Origin of the sequence: Neobacillus drentensis, from assembly GCF_036965425.1 — a bacterium.
Taxonomy (GTDB): Bacteria; Bacillota; Bacilli; order Bacillales; family Cytobacillaceae; genus Neobacillus; species Neobacillus drentensis_F.
This window is the reverse complement of record NZ_JBALPP010000038.1, coordinates 41677-66472: the sequence shown is the minus strand read 5'-3', so window position 1 is coordinate 66472 and position 24796 is coordinate 41677. Positions and strand designations below refer to the sequence as shown.

General features: G+C 39.8%; 21 protein-coding genes. 17 read left to right on the top strand and 4 right to left on the bottom strand.

Going from position 1 to position 24796, the window contains the following annotated elements; genetic code table 11:
- Nucleotides 1–78: 78 nt before the first annotated feature.
- On the bottom strand, nt 79–1689 hold the full coding sequence (locus tag V7161_RS10490) for a bifunctional metallophosphatase/5'-nucleotidase (protein ID WP_420491610.1): 1611 nt from the start codon (nt 1687–1689) through the stop codon (nt 79–81).
- A gap of 229 nt (nt 1690–1918) precedes the next feature.
- Between V7161_RS10490 and V7161_RS10485 the strand changes: the two genes are divergently transcribed.
- The 3 genes from V7161_RS10485 (at nt 1919) to V7161_RS10475 (ending at nt 4190) form a co-directional block, all read left to right on the top strand.
- Nucleotides 1919–2695 carry a class I SAM-dependent methyltransferase gene (locus tag V7161_RS10485; RefSeq protein WP_335444930.1) on the top strand — a complete coding sequence of 259 codons (777 nt, stop codon included), beginning with the start codon at nt 1919–1921 and terminating at the stop codon, nt 2693–2695.
- Between the two features lie 80 nt (nt 2696–2775).
- Complete coding sequence (locus V7161_RS10480) at nt 2776–2901, top strand: hypothetical protein (protein ID WP_335444928.1); 126 nt, start codon at nt 2776–2778, stop codon at nt 2899–2901.
- Nucleotides 2902–3014: 113 nt separating this feature from the next.
- Nucleotides 3015–4190, top strand: a complete 1176-nt coding sequence (locus V7161_RS10475; RefSeq protein ID WP_335444926.1) for a GNAT family N-acetyltransferase — start codon at nt 3015–3017, stop codon at nt 4188–4190.
- Between the two features lie 75 nt (nt 4191–4265).
- On the opposite strand, the gene V7161_RS10470 is transcribed toward V7161_RS10475, so the two are convergent.
- Complete coding sequence (locus V7161_RS10470; RefSeq protein ID WP_335444925.1) at nt 4266–5255, bottom strand: glycoside hydrolase family 43 protein; 990 nt, start codon at nt 5253–5255, stop codon at nt 4266–4268.
- 312 nt (nt 5256–5567) lie between these two features.
- Nucleotides 5568–6719 carry an ROK family protein gene (locus V7161_RS10465; RefSeq protein WP_335444971.1) on the bottom strand — a complete coding sequence of 384 codons (1152 nt, stop codon included), beginning with the start codon at nt 6717–6719 and terminating at the stop codon, nt 5568–5570.
- Nucleotides 6720–6859: 140 nt separating this feature from the next.
- Between V7161_RS10465 and V7161_RS10460 the strand changes: the two genes are divergently transcribed.
- The 8 genes from V7161_RS10460 to V7161_RS10425 all read left to right on the top strand — a co-directional run bounded on the left by V7161_RS10460 (nt 6860) and on the right by V7161_RS10425 (nt 16576).
- Nucleotides 6860–7852 carry a Gfo/Idh/MocA family protein gene (locus V7161_RS10460; RefSeq protein ID WP_335444923.1) on the top strand — a complete coding sequence of 331 codons (993 nt, stop codon included), beginning with the start codon at nt 6860–6862 and terminating at the stop codon, nt 7850–7852.
- A 41-nt stretch (nt 7853–7893) separates the two neighbouring features.
- Nucleotides 7894–10044 carry a glycoside hydrolase family 52 protein gene (locus tag V7161_RS10455; protein WP_335444922.1) on the top strand — a complete coding sequence of 717 codons (2151 nt, stop codon included), beginning with the start codon at nt 7894–7896 and terminating at the stop codon, nt 10042–10044.
- Nucleotides 10045–10244: 200 nt separating this feature from the next.
- Nucleotides 10245–11576 (top strand): xylose isomerase, encoded by a 1332-nt coding sequence (gene xylA / locus V7161_RS10450; protein ID WP_335444921.1) that lies wholly within the window; start codon nt 10245–10247, stop codon nt 11574–11576.
- Nucleotides 11577–11643: 67 nt separating this feature from the next.
- Nucleotides 11644–13143, top strand: a complete 1500-nt coding sequence (gene xylB / locus V7161_RS10445) for a xylulokinase (protein ID WP_335444920.1) — start codon at nt 11644–11646, stop codon at nt 13141–13143.
- An 83-nt stretch (nt 13144–13226) separates the two neighbouring features.
- On the top strand, nt 13227–13883 hold the full coding sequence (locus tag V7161_RS10440; protein WP_335444919.1) for an SGNH/GDSL hydrolase family protein: 657 nt from the start codon (nt 13227–13229) through the stop codon (nt 13881–13883).
- A 26-nt stretch (nt 13884–13909) separates the two neighbouring features.
- Complete coding sequence (locus tag V7161_RS10435) at nt 13910–14950, top strand: aldose epimerase family protein (protein ID WP_335444918.1); 1041 nt, start codon at nt 13910–13912, stop codon at nt 14948–14950.
- A 16-nt stretch (nt 14951–14966) separates the two neighbouring features.
- Nucleotides 14967–15950 (top strand): aldo/keto reductase, encoded by a 984-nt coding sequence (locus V7161_RS10430; protein ID WP_335444916.1) that lies wholly within the window; start codon nt 14967–14969, stop codon nt 15948–15950.
- A gap of 20 nt (nt 15951–15970) precedes the next feature.
- Nucleotides 15971–16576: a polysaccharide deacetylase family protein gene (locus V7161_RS10425; protein WP_335444915.1), complete on the top strand. Its 606-nt coding sequence runs from the start codon at nt 15971–15973 to the stop codon at nt 16574–16576.
- A 21-nt stretch (nt 16577–16597) separates the two neighbouring features.
- Here V7161_RS10425 and V7161_RS10420 read toward each other — a convergent pair whose 3' ends face one another.
- A complete protein-coding gene (locus V7161_RS10420) occupies nt 16598–17230 on the bottom strand; it encodes a YesL family protein (RefSeq protein ID WP_335444913.1) in 633 nt (210 codons plus the stop codon).
- A gap of 183 nt (nt 17231–17413) precedes the next feature.
- Here V7161_RS10420 and V7161_RS10415 point away from each other — a divergent pair, with 183 nt between their 5' ends.
- From V7161_RS10415 to V7161_RS10390, 6 genes are all read left to right on the top strand, one after another.
- Nucleotides 17414–19165: a sensor histidine kinase gene (locus V7161_RS10415; protein ID WP_335444910.1), complete on the top strand. Its 1752-nt coding sequence runs from the start codon at nt 17414–17416 to the stop codon at nt 19163–19165.
- Nucleotides 19165–19950: a response regulator transcription factor gene (locus V7161_RS10410; RefSeq protein WP_335444908.1), complete on the top strand. Its 786-nt coding sequence runs from the start codon at nt 19165–19167 to the stop codon at nt 19948–19950. Before V7161_RS10415 ends, V7161_RS10410 begins: the two co-directional genes overlap by 1 nt.
- Nucleotides 19951–20080: 130 nt before the next feature.
- Nucleotides 20081–21379: an extracellular solute-binding protein gene (locus tag V7161_RS10405; protein WP_335444970.1), complete on the top strand. Its 1299-nt coding sequence runs from the start codon at nt 20081–20083 to the stop codon at nt 21377–21379.
- 80 nt (nt 21380–21459) lie between these two features.
- Entirely contained in the window at nt 21460–22335 is an 876-nt protein-coding gene (locus tag V7161_RS10400) for a carbohydrate ABC transporter permease (RefSeq protein WP_335444905.1), read from the top strand.
- 33 nt (nt 22336–22368) lie between these two features.
- Entirely contained in the window at nt 22369–23250 is an 882-nt protein-coding gene (locus V7161_RS10395; RefSeq protein ID WP_335444968.1) for a carbohydrate ABC transporter permease, read from the top strand.
- A 194-nt stretch (nt 23251–23444) separates the two neighbouring features.
- The gene (locus tag V7161_RS10390) at nt 23445–24698 is read left to right on the top strand and encodes an endo-1,4-beta-xylanase (RefSeq protein ID WP_335444902.1); all 1254 of its coding nucleotides are present in this window, start codon (nt 23445–23447) and stop codon (nt 24696–24698) included.
- Nucleotides 24699–24796 lie beyond the last annotated feature (98 nt).

Here is a 24796-nt window from a genome sequence, read left to right as displayed (position 1 = left end):
AAATATTCATTATTTAAAATTTACAGATTATTAATGAAATTCACATCTCTTAAATTCAGTGGATAAAACGACGAATTCTTATTGAATTTTTTGAATCCGTCCTTCAATATTGGGAGTGAGCGGAACTGGAAACTGTAACATGTATTTTTTTAAGACATCAACATCTATAGAACCAACAGTTTTATGCGTCCCTTCAAGGAAAACCATGAAGTTGTCACCGCCCCCGGCAAGATAGTCATTTACCGTAAATGTGTATGTTTCTTTCGGATCAATCAATGTTCCTTTAGTAGTGAAAATATCAACCACTTTGTTGCCAACAGGTTTCTTGTCGTCCCAGGTATATTTCAACCCGGAAATTTGCAGCATTCTCAATTTAGCGGGCTGCCATTGCTGATTTAAAAGGAGGCGGATTTGATCGCCTGTCAGCGTCATTTTCACGAGTTTCCGTTTAAAAGGCAGGATGGTTAATAATTCCTCATACGTGATATTTCCGCCATGAAGGTCAGCCCGAATTCCACCCGGGTTAATAAACGCGAAATCGGAATGCAACTCTTTCCTCATAGAATCAGCAATGAGATTACCCAACGCGGATTCTCCATTTTTGTTTCGATGGCTAGTAATGTCGTTAGCAGCCTTGCCGACGACTTCATTAACAAAGGAAGAAACATCGGCTTCATACTTATCTACCATTTTCTTGATTTCTTCATCCGGTTTAATCGAATCCTGATAGACCATTACAATTTCCGCCTTTTTGCTTACTATCTCTATTGTGTTGGGATCAATCTCTAAAGTAACATCGGAAAAAGCCGTTCCATAAGAATAGGCTTGAACAAGCAGCTTTCCATTGACTACTGTATTAAGATACGTATGGCTGTGTCCGGCAAACATCACGTCAACTTCCTTATCTACCTTTTTGGCCATTTCAACGATTTCGCCGGCAGCGGGACCATCGGGACGAGCCTGCCTGCCCTCATTATGAGCCAATACCACGATCGCTTTTACACCTTGTTTTTTTAACTGTGACACCGCTTTATTAATGGCGGTTACTTCATCGACGAATTTAATGTCTTTTATTCCATCAGGATTCACCATGGATGGTGTATCGTCTAAGACAACGCCGATAAATCCGATTGGTATGTCATTTACTTTGAAAATTTTATAGGGAGGAAGGAGTGGTTTACCTGTTTTGATGTTAATAACATTGGCACATATATAGGGGAATTGAGTACCTTCAAAATATCCAGTATTGGGGTGGAATCCTCCTTGAATCAAGCGCATCATTTCTTTCACACCTTGGTCAAATTCGTGATTTCCCAAGGTTCCAACATCGAAGCCTATTTGGTTTAACGCTTTGATCGTTGGTTCATCCTGCAGGACCGAGGATACGGGGGCACTCGCCCCAACCATGTCACCGGCATGAACCAAAAGGGTGTTCTTATTCTTCGCTTTCCTTTCCTTCAAATAGGCTGCAAGATAATCCGCTCTGCCGACATTTTTTCCATTGAATTTTCGGGTGATGTTTAGCTGTCCGTGAAAGTCGTTTACGCCGAGTAAATGCAATTGAATGAACCGCTCCTTATTATTCGCTTTGCTTTGGGGGACGCCTTTTTTATCCGGAATCCCAGAGGCCATAACAATACCCGCCGTCAAAGAAGATGTAAGAACAAAAGCAAGAACTGCTTTGCTCATGGCGTTCCTATTCAATGATCCTTTCACTCTTTCCCTCGCCTCCCAATCCTCTAGTTGTTACAACTAAAGCATAAGGAAGGAATGTTAAGTTCGAATAACATTTTTGTCAATTTTCAGTTAATTTAAATGGAGGTTAATTAAATAATGGCTCCTGAAAATGATTTGTTTTAAATACTTGCACCGTGGTAAAATTTAACTGTTTAGAATTGAATCGAGGAGGGGAGTTAAGATGGGAATTGATTTTCATAGTAAAAAAAATCGCGTTACATATACAACCAGAACGGCTGATCACACCTGGAGCGAAGCCATAAAAGACCTTGTGCCTATCGAAAAAATTTCTAAAGCGGTAGATATAGGCTGCGGCGGAGGAATTTATTCAATGGCACTATCAGACATGGGTGTCAACTTGGTTACGGGTGTTGATTTTTCCGAACCTATTCTTGAAGGAGCAAGAGAAAACTGTAAAGAGTATAAAAACATATCCTTTAAGCATGGAAGTGCATTTGCATCTGGTTTAGAGAGTAATAGTTTTGATTTGCTGCTGGAAAGAGCATTAATTCATCATTTTAAGGATTTACCAGCCTGTTTCAACGAAGCAAATAGAATTCTTAAGGAGGATGGTTACTATATCGTTCAAGACCGTACTCCAGCAGATTGTCTACTAGAAGGAACTTATAGTCATATTAGAGGATATTTCTTTGAACTTTTTCCACGATTAATTGAAATGGAAACGGAGCGCCGACACGATACCCAAACTGTTGTCTCAGCTCTTAAGGAAGCAGGATTTAAAGATATTCAAGAGATAACACTATGGGAAACAAGAAAGGTGTATGAAACGAAAGGTCAATTACTTCAAGATTTGAGTGAAAGAACAGGCAGAAGTATTCTACATGAATTAGATGATAAGGAATTAAAGGTATTAATAAATCATATCGATGAGTCACTTAAATCAGAGACGAATATCGTAGAAAAAGATAGATGGACCATTTGGAGGGCCGTGAAATAATCTTTGAAGAGAATCACTAATAATATGTTCATTGCAAGTAAAAAATAAGAATCCATACAAATTAAAAGCAGGTGATCACGATGAAAGATGAGGAGAGAGATTTGCTGGCTGAAGCCATTGAAAAGTATGAAAGTTTGGAAGCACAGACAGTCGATGGGATCACAATCGCACAAATGGAAGATTTACTAAAGCAATGTTTTGAATGAGCTTGGGATACAATCCTAAGCTTTTTATTTTTTGGCTGTGTTAAAGGATAAAACTGGAATGTAAACGTTTTATATGCGATAATTTCAGTTGATGAAAAAGGGGGTTGGTCTAAATGTTAGTAAGAGAAGTAACTGAAGCTGCATTCTTAGAATCAATGAAACTATCAATGTATGCCTTTCAATATAAGGTTCCGGAATCGGAACTGCCAGCCAGAAAAGAAGCAGTAAAAAATCATAAAATTTTAGGAATATGGGATGAGAACCTTCTAGCTGCCAAATTACACATTATCCCGTTAAACATTTACATGAACGATGCCGAATGGAAAATGGGCGGCATCGCCGGAGTCGCCACATACCCTGAATATCGACGAAATGGGTATGTCAAGGCACTCATGATTGATTCCTTGAAACAAATGCGCGATAACAATCAGATTGTATCGCTTCTGCATCCATTTGATATCTCTTTTTATCGGAAATATGGATGGGAAATATTAAGTGAAAAGAAAAAAATCACGATTGAAAAAATGGATCTAAAGTTTCTAGAACCGCAGGAAGGTTTTATTAGGAGATATTCCAAGGAGACCCATAACGAAGAAATAGAACAAGTTTATGAGCAATTTTCTTCCCGATTTACAGGTATGCTGAAACGCGAGACAAATTGGTGGAAACAAAATGTATATGATGAAGATTCCCAGCTTGCTGTCTACTATGATTCCGCGAGCGAGGCTGCGGGCTATATTTTGTACCACGTGAAGGATAAAAAAATGGATATCGAAGAGCTGATTGCCCTTGACCACGAAGCAAGAATCGGGCTTTGGAATTTTATCTGCCAGCATGACTCCATGGTGAATACAGTAACAATAAATCTCGCAGGTCACGATCCTTTTCCTTATTTTCTAAAGAAGCCAAGAGTAAAAACAGATTTGTATCCATATTTTATGGCGAGAGTCGTAGATGCAGAGGAATGTTTACGGAGATTTTCGTTTAACAAAGAAATTGAGCCCCTATTCCTCCATCTTGAAGATTCACATGCGCCTTGGAATAATGGAAGCTATTTACTTGGAAATGGCGAAATCAAGGTATTTAAAGAAAAAGCCGGAGGTCAATGTGTACACCCACCTAAAAAAGGGATTCAATTGAATATCAATTCCCTTTCGGCGATTCTATTTGGCTACAAACGGCCAATGGAGCTTTATGAAATGGGATTCTTAACTGGGGCTAAGTCAGAGATTGAACTTTTTGAAAAAAAGGTTCCAGTGATGAAATCAGCGTTTTTTGATTTCTTTTAATTTTGACACCATCGAGCACCATTCGTACTCATCCAATAAAAAAGCTGGCCTCAATCAATGAGGCCAGCTTTCTTGCTATTTATCAGCCCCATAAGGGTCTATTGTTTGAATTGTTCCGTCTTCGTTATATTTTAATTCCGTGTATTTCACAGAGCGTTTATGGTCGACGCCATCAGATAACGAGCAATCGTGATAAAACAGATACCACTTATCCTTGAATTGGACAATCGAATGATGGGTGGTCCAGCCGATTACAGGTGTCAGAATGGTCCCTTTGAACACAAACGGGCCCTGTGGATTTTCACTAACCGCATAAACAATTTTATGAGTGGTACCCGTAGAGTAGGAGAGATAGTAAAGACCATTGTATTTATGAACCCATGGGCCTTCGAAATATCTCCGGTCTTCGTCACCTGCAAGAATCGTGTTGCCTTCTTCATCAATTATGGAGATTTCCAGCGGTTCGCCTTTAAACGTCAGCATATCGTCGTTTAATTCAGCTACTCTTGGTCCTATTGCCGGTTCGGTTGGAGCTGGACCTTCAGCATCAGGATTGAATGTACTGGTCTGCCACTTTTCTAGCTGTCCACCCCATAGGCCGCCAAAATAAACGAATGCTCTTTCATCGTCATCCACTAACACAGCGGGGTCAATACTGAAGCTGCCCGGTATATAATTTTCCTCCGGTGTAAAAGGTCCAGCTGGATTAGAGCTTGTCGCGACGCCAATTCTGAAAATGCCATCTTTATCTCTTGCTGGGAAATATAAATAATACGTGTTATTTTTATACGCTGTGTCGGGTGCCCAAAGCTGTTTACTTGCCCAAGGAATATCTCTTAAGTGAAGGACTTCCCCATGGTCTACACATGGTGCGTTGACATCATCCATCGATAAAACATGGTAATCTTCCATCTTATACTGATCACCATTATCATTAGAAGGTTCATTATGATCAAGGTCATGTGAAGGATAAATATAAAGCTTACCTTCAAAGACATGTGCAGAAGGATCTGCCGTAAATATGTGCGTAACTATAGGTTCATTAGGTTTTGAGTTTTTTTCCATAATATCCTCTCCATCAAATAGAATCGGTACTAATAAAATTATTATAACTGAAGTTGGTTAACTTTGTACATTCATTAAACTAACTTTTTGTTGAATATTTTTTATTGAGAGTGTTCATGGACAAAAAAGCCAAAAGGATGATGCAAAAGCTGTCTTCATAGAGAGTTCATGAGGACAAGAAAAGCCAAAAAGAAGGAAAAGTTGTCCGCGTAAATCTTTCCCAAAAAAGACATAAAAATACAGCAATAGTAAAAAAGCAGCCCCGCCTTCTTTAAAAGGCAGGGCCGGACGATTTCGCCAGTAATATTCAATTTAGGAAGTTCTTGCTTCTTCTTTGATGAAGTTCTCAACAACAAAAGCTGATACACCTAATACTGTAGAATACTTTCCAAGCTTGGAAAAGTCTAATTTCAATTCCTTTTGATGATGGGAGAGGGTGTGATTTTCAATAATCGTTCGGATAGGCTGCTCCATCCATTCTTTTGCCATGGCTAATCGGTTTCCGATGATCACCTGGTCGGGGTTGAACGTATTAATAATGTTATTAATACCAAACCCGAGGTACTGGCCGATTTCTCCAAAGAGATGCTTAGCGGTTTCATCACCATTTTCAGCCCGCTTAATCAATGCCTCAAGTGAATCCGTGTTTTTGCCAGCCATCTCCAGCAGAGCATTCTCTGATGCATATGCCTCCCAGCATCCTCTGCTGCCGCAATTACACAGCTTACCGTTGATATCAATGATCATATGTCCCATTTCGCCGGAAAAGCCATTTCTCCCTTGATATAACACTTTGTTTAAGATAATCCCCACACCGATTCCAATTCCAGCACTAATATAAATAATGTTCTGGTAGTCTTGACCTGCCCCAAACTGTTGCTCGCCAACAGCCCCTGCATTAGCCTCGTTTTCAATCATGACAGGGACACGGAATTCATTCTCAAGATCGGTTTTTAACTGAACATTTTTCCATCCTAAGTTTGGAGCCAGAAGGACAGCCCCCTCTTTGTTAACAATCCCGGGCACGCCTACTCCAATCCCGACAATACCATATCTGCTGCCCGGCATCTCATCGATGAGCGATTGAATCATATTTTTAACAATACTCATGATTTCTGAATAGACAGTTTGTTCAAGGGGGTGATTTTTCTCAATTAGAATATTGCCTTTTAAATCCGTCAAAACACTTAGAACATAATTAACGCCAATATCAATCCCAATTGCAAACCCGGCAACTTTATTGAAATGAAGGATAACAGGGCGACGGCCGCCGCTAGATTCACCTGGTCCTGATTCAAAAATAAGTTCTTCCTCTAATAGTTCGTTTACCAAAGAAGAAACGGTTGCCTTATGCAAACCGGATACTTGGGCAATGTCTGCTCTTGAAATCGGTTCTTTTTCGATAATTAATTGCAATACGAGTGCTTTATTATTTTTTTTAACAATCTGCTGATTCCAAGTCATTGTTTTCACAATAAAACTCCTTATTCGGTAGTAAATATATTTTAACACAAACTTAGTTTACTGGATATACAAACGTGGATTCAGATGTTATAATCAACTTAGTTTAACGGATATACAAAGATAGTTGAGGAGGGAGTTTGTTGAGTAGGATTCGATGGGGAGTCATTGGCACAGCAGATATTGCTAAAACAAAAGTAATTCCAGCGATTTTAAATTCAGACTATGCTGAAGTTGCGGCGATTGCCAGCAGAGGTGACAAAGCGAAGGATATTGCGGAGAGATTCTCAATCCCGAAATTTTATGATTCCTATCATAAGCTGCTTATGGATCAAGAAATTGAAGCCGTTTACATCCCACTTCCTAATCATTTGCATAAACAATGGGTGACCGAAGCTGCCAAACATGGGAAGCACGTCCTTGTCGAAAAGCCGGCTGCCTTAACTGCTGAAGAAACACAAGAGATGATGGATTGCTGCCGTGAGAATAATGTGATTTTCATGGAAGCTTTTATGTATCAATTTCATCCGCAACATCTTAGAGTTCGAGAAATAGTAACATCAGGTGAAATTGGTGAAATCAAATTCATGCGCGCAAGTTTTTCTTATTTTTTAAAAGATGAGCTTACCAATATCCGTATGAAAAAGAAAATGGGCGGCGGAAGTATTTATGATATCGGCAGCTACTGTATCCATTCTATCCGTAACATCATGGAATCTGAACCCGTCAGAGTTGAAGCGTTCGCAGAACTCGATCCGCGATCTGGAATCGACCGATCCGCGATTGTCTATATAAAGCTGGAAAATGGAATAAACACTGTGTTTGATTGCAGTTTTGATATGTCATTTAGACAGGAATATGAAATTGTTGGAACAAAGGGCAGAATTACTGTTCCAGCTGCCTACCGGCCAGATGTTTCAGACAATGCAGGAGTCATTCTAATTGAATCAGTGCAGGGGAAACGTTCTGAAATGGTTAGCGCTGATCAATTTAAAATGCAAATTGACCATTTTTCACAGGCTGTTATAGAAGGTTACCAACCTAAATATTCAGCAGAAAATACACTTAAAAATATGAGGGCTATTGATGCATGCTACCAATCGATTGAAAGTCGAGCTGCAGTGACGTTAGTTTAATGGTTAATGAAAATATAATTTTTTGAGAGCAGGTGAAGAAATTGGTTAAGAATATGTTTTTCAATGCACATCATTCACCAATCGGGGCATTTTCAAGTTTCACACTAGGATTTTATGGTAACGGGGGCGGTTTGGATTTAGAGCTTGGCCGTTCGCCGCGGAAAAATGTCTACGTTGGAGTGGAATCTATTGAACAAGAAGGCATTTTCAATGCCCTGCCGTTCTTTGAAGTGGCTGATGATGAAAGCAAGCGCTATGACATCGAAAATATGGACCCGAACCCAGATAAACCGAAGATTATCCTGCCATTCAATAAGGAGCAAATACAACGTGATTTTCAATTAGGAACAGACTCTTGGAAGGCCGGCGATTTAACTTTTACAATTTATTCTCAAGTTCAGTCTGTACCGGACCCTTCATCAGCGGCAGAAGAGGAATTGAAGAAGACGTTAATACCTGCTGTTTGGGCTGAGCTTACAATTGATAACACAAAGGGGGCTAGGAGCCGCCGGGCTTTCTTTGGATATCAAGGAAGTGACCCTTACAGTTCCATGCGCCGTTTGGATGATACGTGTGATGGCATTTCTGGTATTGGCCAAGGTCGTTTAACCGCGATAGCCACGAATGATCCTGAAGTGAAATCTGCTTTGCACTTTAGTTTAGAAAATATTTTAACCACGCCATTGGAAGAGAATTGGACATTCGGTCTTGGACCGCTGGGTGCACTTGTGATGGACGTTCCAGCCGGCCAATCACGGACCTATCATTTTGCGATTTGTTTCCACCGCGGCGGATATGTAACGGCTGGATTGGATGCTTCCTACTTTTACACAAGATATTTCCCTAATATCGAATCGGTGGCAGCTTTTGCATTAGAAAACTTTGATGAATTTACAAGTCGTGCTAAACAAGCGAATAGTTTAATAGATAACCCGAACTTATCAGATGACCAAAAGTTCATGATGATTCATTCGATTCGCAGCTATTATGGCTCCACGCAACTATTGGATGCCGATGGCGAACCCTTCTGGGTAGTAAATGAAGGAGAATACCGGATGATGAACACCTTTGATCTAACGGTAGACCAAATTTTCTTCGAACTTAAAATGAATCCATGGACTGTAAAAAATGAGCTGGATATGTTTGTAAGCCGTTTTAGCTATGAAGATAAGGTGCGTTTTCCAGGGGATGAAACAGAATATCCAGGCGGAATCAGCTTTACGCATGATATGGGAGTAGCCAATACTGTTTCTAGGCCGCATTATTCTTCATACGAACTGTACGGTTTAGATGGATGTTTCTCTCACATGACTTATGAACAGTTAGTAAACTGGGTGTTATGCGCATCCGTTTATGTAGAACAAACAAGAGATCATCAATGGTTAAAGGCTAATTTAGACGTTTTCGTCCGCTGCTTTGAAAGTATGCTGAACCGTGATCACCCTGAAGCAGATATGCGTGATGGAATTATGGGACTCGATTCGACGCGTGTCATGGGCGGAGCGGAAATCACCACCTATGATAGTTTAGATGTTTCGCTTGGACAGGCAAGAAATAATATTTATCTGGCGGGCAAGACATGGGCATCATATGTGGCATTAGAAAAGCTCTTCAGAGACAACGGTCTGGACGGCCATTCAAAAGAGGCCGGGGTTCAAGCTGAAAAATGTGCAGCTACGATTGTCTCACAGGTCACTCCTGACGGATATATTCCGGCTGTTATCAAAGAAGGAAATGATTCGAAAATTATCCCAGCCATTGAGGGGCTGATTTTCCCATATTATACAAATACTCAGGAAGCGTTAGATCCTAATGGCCGATTTGGAGCCTATATTCAGGCACTAAAAACGCACCTAGAAACAGTTTTAACAGAGGGAGTCTGTTTGTTCGAAGACGGAGGATGGAAGATTTCATCTACCAGCAATAACTCCTGGTTAAGTAAAGTTTACCTCTCTCAGTTTATTGCCCGTGAGATCCTTGGCTTGGAGTGGGATATAAAAGGAGCAAAGGCAGATGCGGCCCATGTTGCCTGGCTGACACACCCAACCTTATCGGTTTGGAGCTGGAGTGATCAAATTATCTCTGGTGAAATTGCCGGAAGTAAGTATTATCCTCGAGGAGTCACCAGCATCTTATGGCTGGAAGAAAGTAAAAAATCCGCACCTTTAAGTAAGGTTGAACAGCAGGCTTAATAAAGAATAAAGGCTGTTTGAGCTTAAACAAGCAGCCCTTAAAAATAATTTTAGATAAACTTAGTTTATTGAATAGACAAACAAAGTTTATGGTGCTATAATTTGATTAAACAAGGGGAAACAGATTAAAAGATCTACGACCCTTTTGTAAGCAGTTACAAGTTAATTTAAACCCACAAACTACTAGGAGGCATACCCCCATGGCATATTTCGAAACGGTAAACAAAATTCAATTTGAAGGCGCTTCATCAAAAAATCCATTGGCATTTAAATACTATAACCCTGAAGAAAAAATTAACGGCAAAACCATGGAAGAAATCCTTCGTTTCTCCGTAGCATACTGGCACACCTTTACTGCTGACGGAACAGATCCATTTGGGGTAGGTACAGCCATCCGTCCATGGGATCGTTTAACAGGATTAGACTTGGCAAAGGCACGTGTAGAAGCGGCATTTGAACTTTTTGAAAAATTAAATGTACCTTTCTTCGCCTTCCACGATGTGGATATTGCTCCAGAAGGAAGCACGTTAAAAGAATCGAACGAAAACCAAGATGTTATCGTGGCAATGATTAAAGAATACATGAAAACAAGCAAAACAAAATTGCTTTGGAGCACAGCGAACATGTTCACGAATCCTCGATATGTTCATGGTGCTGCGACTTCTCCAAACGCAGACGTGTTTGCTTACTCTGCGGCCAAGGTGAAAAAAGGCTTAGAGGTAGCAAAAGAACTTGGTGCGGAAAACTATGTATTCTGGGGCGGCCGCGAAGGCTATGAAACTCTTCTTAACACAGATATGAAGCTTGAACAAGACAATTTGGCACGCTTCTTCCATATGGCAGTTGATTATGCCAAAGAAATTGGCTTAAATGTTCCATTCTTAATTGAGCCAAAACCAAAGGAGCCTACAAAGCATCAATATGATTTTGATGTAGCTACTGGACTCGCATTCTTACAAAAATATGATCTAACCGATTACTTCAAGTTTAATATCGAAGCCAACCACGCGACACTAGCTGGTCATACTTTTGAGCACGAGCTTAGAACGGCACGTATTAACGGTATGCTTGGTTCTGTTGATGCAAACCAAGGGGATACATTGCTTGGCTGGGATACAGATGAATTCCCAACTGACTTGTACACTAATACACTAGCCATGTATGAAATTCTGAAAAATGGCGGACTAGGCAGCGGCGGCTTAAATTTCGATGCTAAAGTCAGAAGAGGTTCGTTCGAGCCGGAAGATTTATTCTACTCACACATTGCCGGCATGGATGCATTTGCTGTCGGCCTGAAAGTTGCAAACAAATTAATTGAAGATAAAGTACTAGATAGCTTTATCGAAGAACGCTACAGCAGCTTTACAAAAGGCATCGGTTTAGAAATCGTAGAAGGCAGAACAAACTTCCGTGAGCTAGAGGCTTATGCCCTTCAATTAACAGAAATTAAGAATATTTCAGGCAGAACAGAACGCCTTAAGGCTACAATCAATCAATATTTACTAGAAACTCTTTCAAGTGTAACCGTTTAATAATAATGTTGAAAAAAGTGCTGGCAGCCTATTACTCCAGCACTTTTTTTAGAAAAGGATGATAAGGATGAAATACGTAATTGGTGTTGACCTCGGAACGAGTGCAGTAAAAATCTTACTCGTCAATCAGAATGGTGAAGTGTGCAAAGAAGTGTCAAAAACCTATCCCCTCATTATTGAAAAATCAGGTTACAGTGAACAAAACCCGGAGGAGTGGGTTGAAAAAACCACTGCAGGTTTAGCTGAACTAATCGGGCAATTCGATGGAGATGTAAACGATATCGAGGGCATCAGCTTCTCCGGGCAGATGCATGGTCTTGTTCTATTAGATCAGGATAATCAGGTGCTGCGAAACGCGATTTTGTGGAATGACACGAGAACAACAACACAATGTCAAGAAATCTACGAGGTGGTTGGCAAACAGCGTTTATTGGAGGTAACCAAAAACCCGGCCTTAGAGGGTTTTACCCTGCCAAAAATTCTTTGGGTAAAAGAAGAAGAGCCTGAAATCTTTGAACGTGCGCATCTATTTATGCTTCCAAAGGATTATCTCCGTTACCGAATCACCGGAAATATCCACATGGAATATTCTGATGCGGCGGGAACCTTGCTGTTAAATGTCGCAAATCGTGAGTGGAGCAGTGAGGTTTTAGAACGATTTGGTCTTTCCGCTGAATTCTGCCCTCCATTAGTGGAATCTCATGCCTTTGTTGGAACGATTACGGCTGAATTTGCCGGAGCAACTGGATTATCGGAAGCAACCAAAGTATTTGCCGGCGGTGCGGACAATGCCTGTGGCGCCATTGGCTCAGGGATTCTTTTTGAAGGCAAAACGTTATGCAGCATCGGCACTTCAGGAGTCGTTCTTTCTTATGAAGAGAGAAATGACCTGGATTTTGAAGGGAAGGTTCACTACTTTAATCACAGCGAAGAAAATGCTTACTATACAATGGGTGTAACCCTGGCGGCGGGCTACAGTCTAAGCTGGTTTAAAGATACATTCGCCGGCGCTGAAGCCTTCGATCAGTTTTTAGAAGGTGTTGAGGATGTAGCGGCAGGAAGTAATGGATTATTATTTACTCCTTATTTAGTCGGTGAAAGAACTCCTCATGCAGATTCAAATATTCGCGGAAGCTTTATTGGCATTGATGCAGCACATGAGCGGAAGCATTTTGCCCGGTCTGTACTCGAGGGAATCACCTTCTCCTTAAATGAATCAATTGAGATCTTTAGAAATAATGGCAAGACAATTGATTCCATTATTTCGATCGGCGGCGGGGCCAAGAACGAAACATGGCTGCAAATGCAGGCAGATATTTTTAATGCAAAAATTGAAAAGCTTACAAGTGAACAAGGACCTGGAATGGGAGCGGCTATGTTAGCAGCATATGGTTGCGGCTGGTATCCATCCTTAAAGGAATGTGCACAAGTATTTATTCAAACTGCCAAAACCTATTACCCCGTTCCGGAAAATGTGGAAACTTACAAGAAACTATTTACCCTCTATCAACAAGTTTATTCACAAACAAAGGAACTAAATGAGCAATTACGAGCTTTTAGAAAGTAACAAATGAAGCCACTCAAGCTGCTCGAGCCTGGTGGCTTTCATTTATTTCGGGTTAGCTTCATGAAAAAAGGAGGGAAGAGTTTTTGAAACTTGAACAAGGTCAAAAACTATTATTTATTGGCGACTCCGTAACAGATTGTGAGCGTGTAAAGCCGGAAGGGGAAGGATTGTTTGGTGCCCTCGGCAAGGGCTATGTTTCCTTTGTTGATGGGCTTTTGCAAGCCGTTTACCCGGAGCTTGGAATCCGCGTGGTGAATAAGGGGATCAGTGGCAACACCGTTCGTGATTTGAAAAGTAGATGGCAAGAGGATGTCATTAGTCAAAAGCCAGACTGGTTATCCATTATGATCGGCATTAACGATGTATGGCGTCAGTATGATACGCCGTTTATTAAAGACTGGCATGTGTACCTTGATGAATATGAGGATACGCTTCGGAATCTTGTAATGGAGGCCAAGCCGTTTGTAAAAGAAATAGTTTTAATGACCCCATTTTATTTAGAAAGCAATCAGTTGGATTCTATGCGCCAGTCAATGGATCAATATGGTCAGGCTGTCAAAAGAATTGCAGAAGAAACAAATTGTATATTCGTTGATACGCAAGCTGCCTTTAATGTGGTTTTAAAGGACCTCTATGCTGCAACTATCGCTTGGGATCGTGTCCATCCTTCCACTGCTGGACATATGGTCCTTGCCCGGGCATTTCTGAAAGAAATTGGCTTTGATTGGAACCGCGACTAACTGCTTGAAATGGAGGGAAGATCAAATTGAAAGTTATTCATGAGAGTTTTGGTCAAATTGATCACCAGACGGTCTCATTATTTACATTGGTTAATGATAACGGAGTAGAAGTTACAGCGATGAATTATGGCTGTACCATAACGAAAATCGTAGTTCCTGATAAAAACGGAAAATACGAAAATGTTGTCCTTGGACATGATTCACTGAACGATTATTTAAAGGATCCCTATTTTCTCGGTGCAGTCGTTGGCAGAGTGGGAGGTCGAATTAAAGGCGGATCTTTTGAACTGGATGGCCAAAGTTACACTTTGGCGAAAAATGACGGTAATAATCATTTGCATGGCGGGATAAAAGGTTTTGATAAGGTTGTTTGGGATGCGGAAGTCATAGGAGAAGGAGTGCGTTTTTCTTATTTCAGTCCCGATGGCGAGGAAGGGTACCCTGGGAATCTGCATATACAGGTTACGTATACACTAAATAACAATAACGAATTCACCATTCACTATGCGGCCCAAACTGACAAAAAGACGCTTTTAACCGTCACAAACCATGCTTATTTTAACCTTAGCGGCAGCCTGAAAAGGGATATCGTGAATCACACCCTGACAATTAAGAGTGATCAATTTTTAGAACTCGATCAGGAGTTTATTCCAACAGGCATTTTTGTGGACGTTAAAAATACGCCATTTGATTTTACAAGTGAAAGAATAATAGAAACAGGTATTGCATCAGACCATCCACAAAACGTATTAGTAGGGAATGGTTACGATCACCCGTTTCTATTAAAGACAAATCATGATAACGAAATTGTTTTGAAGGATCCTGACAGCGGACGTGTTCTGACGATTGAAACAGATGAGGCCGGGGTAGTAGTATATTCGGGTAATTCCATAAAAACAGAAGGAGAATTCCGGGGAGCGCCATCTGGAAAACACCTTGGTATTTGCTTGGAGACTCAAGGGATGCCTGATGCCATCCATCATCCTCATTTTCCATCAATCATTTTAGACAAAGATCTGCAGTATTCATCTAAATCAGTTTATAAGTTTGGAATTGAAAAGGAATAAAAGAGGAGTTTTGAAAATGAATTATCGCGAACTAGGCAATACAGGAATCATGATTAGTGAAGTCAGTTTTGGAACATGGGCGATCGGTGGTTCATGGGGCAGGACGAGTGACGAAGAAGCACTAAAATCCTTGGAATATGCCATTGAAGAGGGTGTAAACTTTTTTGATACAGCAGATGTGTATGGGGATGGACATAGCGAAGAGTTATTGGCAAAAGCTACAAAGGGCAAGGAAGATCAAATCTATATTGCAACCAAATTCTGCCGGCAGGGTGATATATTTGATCCGAAAAGTTACAGCTATGAACAAGTATCCGCATATTGTGAAGCCAGCCTGCGCCACTTAAACAGAGAAGCGATTGATTTGTACCAAATTCACTGCCCTGCCACTGAAATTTTGAAAGATGGCAGTGTATTTGAGGTGCTCGATCGTTTGCAGACAGAAGGGAAAATCCGTCACTACGGAGTCAGCGTCGAAACCGTGGAAGAGGGCTTAATTTGTTTGAAATATCCGAATGTAAAAAGCCTGCAGATTATCTTTAATATGTTCCGTCAAAAGCCATTAGAAACATTAATTCCTGAGGCGTATCAAAAAGGGACAGGCCTGCTCGTTCGATTGCCGCTTGCCAGTGGGCTGCTGACAGGTAAATTTACTGATGAACATGTTTTTGAGGCCGATGACCACCGACGTTTTAATGAAAATGGAGAGGCATTTAATGTCGGGGAAACATTTGCCGGTTTGGGATTCCGAAAGGGTGTCGAATTGGCAGACCAGTTAAAATGGATTGCCGAAGACCGGAAATCGATGGCTAGTGCCGCGCTGCGCTGGATTTTGGATCAAAAAGAAATTACTTGTATTATTCCTGGTTTTAAAAATGTCAAACAGGTTGAGGATAATCTTTCAACTCTTGAGACAAAACCATTTACAGAGGAAGAAAAGAAAGCCGTACAACGATTCTATGAGGAAAATGTAAAGGGTTTTATTAGGGGGCCTTATTAAATTGAGAGGGAGCATTCCAAATGATTAATGAAGTTCCTGCATTGCAGAAGGTTATTGCGATTACGTTTGACGACGGGCCTAACCCTATTTATACACCACAAGTATTAGAGATTTTTTCAGAAGTCGGCGGAAAAGCCACTTTCTTTATGATTGGCGAGCAAATGAGCAAGTATCCTGAGATGGTAAAAAAAGTGGCAGAACAAGGACATGAAATTGGAAATCATACTTTTACTCACCCAAAGCTGTCTCAATTAACACAGGAAGAATGTTCAGAGGAAATTGAACGTAATGAGAGTTTGGTAGAGGATTTGGCTGGACAAAAGCCAGTCGTCTTTCGTCCTCCTTACCTTGATTATAATCATGAAACACTCTCAGTGCTCGAGCAAAAGAGCTATCCAATGATTGGAGCGCTAAATCTGGAAGCACATGACTGGGAACAGCCAGGGGTGGATCATATTCTTGCCAAAACAAGAGACTGTGCTAGAAATGGGAGTATCCTACTTTTCCATGATGGCTACGGGGACCGATCTCAAACAATAGAAGCGGTCCGTATTCTAGTGGCTGAATTATCATCCCAAGGCTATCAATTTGTTACCGTAAGTAGTCTATTAAATGGACAGATGTAAAGTAAAAATGGGAGCCCATATTTAAATGGATTGTGCTCCCTTTTGCTTTTTTTCTATTTTTTGAAAGGATAGATAGCAGCCAGCCATTATAATCCCTGCTGTTATGCTCCCTCCATAGAAAAATAATAGTCCAGGTATTACTTTTACCACAAAGTATACAGCAATTACTCCAAGCAGCATGACAATGTTATTTATCGGATTGATCAGCATAATGAAAAGAGCATTTTTAAATAGTTGAATAAACGTAACATTGTAATGGACGTATAACGGAAAAATATACAAAAGGCTCATAATGATTGCAAAGATAATTAAGTATAAAGGTATGTGAGTTAATTGAAGTAAATGGCTGGCATCGATTTTCATGTAGTACAAATCAGTGAAAATAAGACCTGTGAATAAAGCCAAAATAATCCCTAATCCATTGCTTCTAAGAAACTCTTTTTTATAGGCAGTCCTGAAGGTTTGAAACACGGGAATATCACTTTGTCCCATCATCCATTTACGCAGGACCGTAAACATGGCCACTGTTGCAGGGGATAATCCGAATAGGACTAACCCAAGTAAAGAAAAGCCAATCCATAAAAAATTGAGATAGGCAAACTTGGTAATCCACTCGGTAAGGGAGTAAAGACCTCTCATTGATAGTTTATTCATAAAAACCTCCCTTTCATTTATAACGCTTACATTTGTCGTTATATTCAATTATAGACCATTGAAGCATAATTGAACATTGGTTAGAATTGCTAATATTTTGATACTGAAATAATGTTCAAGATTTCAATTAAATACGTTATATTAGATAAAATACTATTCTGGAATAAAAAAGGTTGAAAAATAATGTTTTCACTGTTGCATAAATGGAACACATTACGAAATCAAATACTTGTCGTATTTTTAGTGGTTATGGCAATTGTATTATTAATTGTCGGTGTATTAACTTTTAATAGAGTGTCCGCTTTACTTAAACATAATGCAGAAAAACAAATTAATCAAACTGCCGTTGAGGCAAATGGAAGATTAGAATCTTTATATAAACAAATTAGTACGGCATCTAAACTAGTTATGACTAATGATAATATTCAAAAAACTCTGACAAAGGGTTATGAAGGAAAAGTGATTACTTTTACTGAGCGGCAGCAATTGGAATCTACTGTGAACACCATTCAGGCGAATACGGATGGGATCTTTTCCTTTGAGCTTTATACAAATAATTTAACCCGGCTGATGCCGTTAGATGATACCAATTTAATCAGCAGAATTGATGGCAGGTGGATTCAAGAAGCTAATGAAGCGAATGGTCGACTGATTTGGATTGGAGATGACCCGAATAATTCAGATAATATATTAGCACTAAGACGTGTGAATTTAATGGGCCATGACTATGCGAATGGCGGTTATCTCCTCATTAGTGTCTATCGTAGTTATTTACAATTTGCCAACCAAGATGAAACCACGATACCCAACCAGTATTCCATTCTATTAGACAGAGACTCTAAGCCGATTCTATCCAACTACGAAAAAACTATCGAGCCTATCCTAACAAATGATTCACTTACTCTTACATTGGACAAGCAGGATTATATGGTAACAAAACAGACCTCGAATGAAACCGGCTGGACTTTGATTATTCTAACTCCAATAAAAGCTTTAACCGAAGGAATTAGTGTACTGAAGGCTGGAATTATTATATCAGGTATTATTGGATTTATTATCTTTTTTTTCAGTTCACTATTCCTATCGACTTTTATTACCAGACCTATAATCAAATTGACGGAAACGATGCAGGAGGCCAGCGCAGGCTCTTTAACGATGAACCCGAGTGTGACAACGGTAAATGAGATCAAAGAATTAAATAGTACTTATAATCAGCTGGTTAAAGAAACCAATCATCTGATTAAAATGGTGTATCAAAAAGAAATTACCCGAAGCAGAAGTGAATTAAAAGCATTGCAGGCTCAAATTAATCCTCATTTTCTATTTAATACTTTGGACGCTCTTAAGTGGACACTTGAGGATAAGGATGAGGAGGAGCTGGCCGAGTTTGTCGTTGCCATGTCTGAATTATTCCGTTATACCATAACTAAACAAACGGATGGAGACTGGGTCTCAATTAAAGATGAAATTCACCATATCGATAATTATATGGAAATTATGAAAATGCGTTTTGGTGATCAATTAAAATGGAAGCTTAATATGCCGTCCGAATGGGAACAGGTAAAAATTCCAAAATTGCTGATTCAGCCTTTAGTTGAAAATGCTGTCCTGCATGGGGCAGGCAATACGGCAAAGCCATGCACCATTTGCGTTACTATTCAGCCTGCTGTGGATCCCGTGTACCTGAACATCCTTGTAGAAGATGATGGTCCGGGAATCAATCAAGAAAAGTTGGAATCTATTAAACAAGCGATGCAATCAGGTGGCGTAATGTCAATAAAGAAAGGCAGTGGAATGGCGATTTCCAATGTGCATAAACGTTTGGAATTATACTATCAAGATCGTTTTAAAAGTGGACTTGCCATTACTAGTGAAGTAAATAGGGGGACAACTGTTTCATTTGTAATACCTGTGAGGGGAGTGGAAGGACTTTGATGAGCCCAAAGACTATTTTAGTTGTAGATGATGAACCAAGAACGCGCCATGGATTGAAAAAATCATTGGTTACATGGGCTGAAGGAAACTATCAGATCTTTACGGCTTCTAATGGAGAAGAGGCTATTGAATTGATGCAGAAACAAAAGGTCCATATTCTTATCACAGACATTCGGATGCCGGAGATAACGGGCCTGGAATTACTAAAAATGGCAAAAGCACAAAATTACTATCCCGTCATCATTGTTATTTCTGCCTACTCTGAGTTTGAATATGCCCAGGAAGCCCTTCGTTTAGGCGTGATTAACTATTTACTAAAGCCAATCAGCAAAAAGGCTCTAATTGAGGCTGTGGAAGGTGCTGTTCAAGCCGTTGAAAAACAGGAGCGGGCCGGCATGATAGAAAAAGTCGTAGACCAGAAGCTTATGGATGTTAATGCCCAAAACCCTTCGAATCGTGTACCGATAAGGGATGCAATCGATTATATCAACAAAAATATCAAGAATGAACTGACTCAGAAAGAAGTGGCCGATCATGTTCATTTAAACCCAAGTTATCTAAGCGTATTATTTAAGGAACATGTCAAGCTAACCTTCAGTGAATATGTAACGAGACGGAGAATTCAGCGTGCGAAGGAATTATTAATTTCTACTAACCTTCCGATCAACGACATCGCTGAAGAATCGGGGTATAAAACGGCTAAATATTTTATTAAGATATTCAAAGAATTAGAGGGTCTGACACCAAGTGCATATCGGAAAATCAACAATGAAAGGGCTTTCTAAAAATAGTAGTATTTTTCCTAATCGCCGTGACCTATTTTTCAGAACAATCTGACTGTATTCTATAAATGTAAAGAAAATCAAAGAAAAGGTCATAGGGGGAATTACATTGTTTAAAAAGAAAACGGTTGCAATGATCATGTCTGTAATCATGCTTGTCTCTCTAGCACTTGCAGGTTGTTCTTCCTCAAGTTCGACTGAGGAAAAAAGCGCAGATGGTAAAAAGGTCATCAAATTCATGCATTTATGGCCTGAAGGCAGTTCCAATGCCCAATTCTCCATCGTTAAAGATATCATTGGAGAATATGAAAAAGAACATAAAGATATCAAAATTGAAACTGAAATCCTAAATCCTGACCAATACAGAGAAAAGCTTAAAGTTTTAGCTTCTTCCAATGAACTTCCTGATATCGGTATGACTTGGTCAGATGGATTCATTAAGCCATACGTCGAAGGTGGAATGTTAGCGCCATTGGATGATGTCGTTGATAAAAATCCAGATCTTAAGGATGCGTTTATTCCTGGTGTAAAAGAATCATATGCTGTTGATGGAAAAACATATGGTCTGCCGCTGGAGTTAAACATATCATACGTTTTCTACAACAAGGAAATCTTCAAGAAGTATAACCTTGAAGTGCCAAAAACTTTTGAAGAGTATAAAAAAGTTGTCAAAACTTTAGCTGATAACGGAGTAGTTCCTGCCACTGTAGGAGCGAAAGATGGATGGCCGGCATCATTCTGGTTTATGTATCTTGCAGACCGTATTGGCGGACCTACTATTCTAACAGATGTTATCCATGGTAAAGCGAAAATGGATGACCCGGCTATTCTTAAAGCAGCGCAAGAAGTACAAAACCTTGTAGATATGGGCGGCTTTGTAAAAGGTGCCAGCGCTTTATCTAACGATGATGCAAAAGGTTACTTTATGAATGAAAAGGCAGCGATGTTCCTAACAGCTACTTGGGAATTGCCAAACTATACAACAAGCCCTGATGTTAAACAAGAATTTAAAGATAAAATCGGCTATTTCAAGTTCCCAACTTATGAAGGCGGTAAGGGTACAGATATCAACAGTTATGTTGGCGGTCCTGGTGTAGGTTTATTCGTTGCAAAGGATTCTAAGGTTCAAAAAGAAGCAAAAGATTTCGTTGGCTACCTTGTAAAGAGATGGGGAGAAAAATCAGTAACAGACGCTGGTGTTATCCCTGCTACGAAAGTTGACACATCAAAATTAGATCTTGCTCCTATGTACATTGATATCTTAAAAGACTTGAGTGAAGCATCAAACGTTACAACCTATTTTGATACTCAATCAAGCCCAGCTGTATCAGAATTACACCACGATTTAGTCACAGCTCTATTCGGAAAACAAGTTACGCCGAAGGATTTTGTTAAGCAGCAAGCGGATGCACTTGCAAAAGAACAAAAGTAATCACGTGTAATGAAGGTTCTATAAGTCATAGAGGGCATATCGGATATGCCCTCTATCTATTTAGGAAGGGAGTATAGAAAATGAAAAATGTAATGTCTAACAAATTCGTCATCACCCTTTACGTACTTCCTGCGTTAATTCTAATTCTTCTCTTAATTTATATCCCTATCGTCTTAACTGGTTATTATGGATTAATGGACTGGAACGGCATCGGCAAGATGAAGTTTGTCGGTTTAGATAACTATATCGAGTTAGTCAAGGATAAATTATTTTGGCAGAGCACATGGCATTCCCTGCTACTTGGTCTTTTTTCTACGGTCAGCTTGGTAGGTTATTTAATTTTATCGCTGATCCTGGCAAGTAAAATCAAAGGTGCCAACTTTTTACGAAAAATTTATTTAATTCCAATGCTATTATCTTCGGTTGCTATTGGACAGCTTTGGGCAAAGATTTTTGACCCTACAAACGGCATGATTAACAGATTGTTAACCATATTTGGAGTTGATAATCCTCCAGTCTGGTTAGCTGATTCTAAGATTGCGCTATATGCCCTCTTCTTTCCAATCGTTTGGCAATACGCGGGCTTCTATATCATTATTTTCTATGCAGCCTTAAAGAATGTGCCGGAAGAACTGATTGAAGCGGCGAAAATTGATGGAGCAACTTCCATTCAAATTGCCTATAAAATAAAGCTTCCTCTCATTGCCGGTGTCATCAAAGTCATGGTTATTCTAGCAATTGTCGGCTCATTAAAGTATTTTGACTTGATTTTTGTCTTAACTGGCGGCGGACCTAACCATGCGAGTGAGGTTATGGCCTCTTATATGTATTCCGAAGCTTTTAGTAAGTATAACTTCGGATATGGAAGTGCGATTGGATTCGGATTATTGATCATCTGTCTTGTGATGACTTGGCTGATTCAAAAATTACTATCTTCTAAAGAAGTTGAATTTTAACAAAGGGGAGTGAAAAAGATGAGTAAAGCAGTAATGGAAACAAAATTCAATACGACCTTGTCGGCTCCTTATAAAACTAGTAAATCGCTCGGAAGTAGAATCGGATACGGAGTACTTTACGTTATTCTGGGAATCATTGCGATTATTCAAATTTACCCGTTAATTTGGCTGCTCTTGTTTTCCCTAAAAACCAATCAAGAGGTTTTCGGCATGTCACCGTTCTCACTGCCACAAAATCCACAGTGGGGCAACTACGCAAAGGCATGGTCAGCAGGCCATATTGATGTTTACTTTTTTAATAGTGTGCTTTACACCGTTATAGCTGTTGTACTGACTGTGATTCTTGCAAGCTTTGTAACGTTTGCCATCACCAGAATGCATTGGAAATTGAGCGGGCTGGTTCTTGGTTTGTTTATGGCGGGGTATATGATTCCCCTTCACTCAACCTTAATTCCATTATTCAACATTTTTAAATCGACACATCTTATTGATAACCCAGTTTCCGTCATTTTATCTTATGTAGCGTTCAATTTGCCGATTACGATTATGATACTAGCAGGATTTTATAAAACACTCCCACGGGAAATTGAAGAGGCAGCTGTTATGGATGGGTGTTCCATCCACAGGATCTTCTTCCAAATCACTTTGCCAATGACTATTCCTGTACTTTCAACAACCGTCATCATTAACATGATTTATAACTGGAATGAATTCGTGTTTGTCAATACTTTCCTAAGTTCCGACAAATGGAAGACTATTACCGTTGGTGTGAACAACTTTGTCGGCCAGTACTTAACAGATTGGGGCGCGATTGGTGCAACCCTAATGATCAGTATTATTCCAGTATTAATTGCTTACTTTATTCTGAGCGATCGGATTGTTGAAGGGATAGCAGCAGGATCTGTAAAAGGATAAGAATTAGGAGGAGGCATTAGTACCAACCAGAATGATCGATATCAAATACCTCGAATCATGATGCTTCAGAACCATACTTTGGACGACTTTATTGGAATGGTTACAATCGGTGACTAGAAATTAGTGAGTTGATTAGTTTGTCAGATTTTGAAAAACCTTTTCAAAAATATATTTCTTAAAAAGGAGATAGAAACATGCTAAAAGTCTTACGTAAACCCGTTATTTCAGGATTAGCCTTAGCTTTATTATTACCTGTAGGTATGTCAAGCGTATCTGCATCTGATACAGCATCATATGCAAAAAAACCAGCGATTAGTGGATTAGAGGCACCACAGCTTGACCAAAGATATAAAGATTCCTTCACCATTGGTGCAGCGGTTGAACCTTCGATGTTACAAGGAAAAGATGCACAAATGTTAAAGCGCCATTTTAATAGCATTGTTGCTGAGAATGTCATGAAGCCAGCAAGCTTGCAGCCAGCCGAAGGCCAATTTAACTGGGGGCCTGCTGACCAAATCATTAAGTTCGCAAAAGAAAATGGTATGGACGTTCGCGGCCATAACCTTGTATGGCATAGCCAGGTACCAGATTGGTTCTTCAAGGATATAAATGGAAATTCAATGGTTGTTTGGCAATACGGAAGGCAAGTGGTTGCCGATCCAGCAAATCTTGAGGCAAATAAAAAGCTTTTATTACAGCGCTTACATGACCATATTAAAGCAGTAGTATCACGTTATAAAAATGATGTGAAATCTTGGGATGTTGTGAATGAGGTAATCGATGAATGGGGAGGAAATCCTAATGGTTATCGTCAATCTCCATGGTATCTAATTACTGGTCTTGACTATATTAAAGTCGCTTTTACAACGGCTCGAGAATATGCTGCTCCGGATGCCAAGCTTTATATTAATGATTACAATACAGAAGTAGAACCAAAAAGAACGTACCTCTATAAACTAGTTAAGAGTTTGAAGGAAGAGGGTATTCCAATCGATGGTGTTGGTCACCAGTCACACATCCAAATCGGATGGCCATCTGAAGCAGAAATTGAAAAGACGATTAACATGTTTGCGGATCTTGGGTTAGATAACCAAATTACCGAGCTTGATGTAAGTATGTATGGCTGGCCGGTATATTCGTATCCGACCTATGCTGCCATTCTAGAACTCAAATTCATGAATCAAGCGGACCGTTATGATCGTTTGTTCAAGTTATATGAGAAATTGGGCGATAAAATTAGTAACGTTACATTCTGGGGAGTTGCTGATAACCATACTTGGCTGAATGACCGTGCAGATGTTTATTATGATGGAAGTGGAAACCTTGTTTTAGATGGCAACACTCCTGGTGCTGAAATGTCACCAGAAAAAGGTAAAGACGCACCATTTGTTTTTGATCCTGATTACAATGTAAAACCAGCTTATTGGGCAATTATTGACCATAAATAGGATGAAAAAATCAGCTCTGAGGTTTAGGAGCTGATTTTTTAATAGTTGTGGATAGGAAGCCCTATTGAGGACATTTCTGTTGATTTTTAAACTAGTTT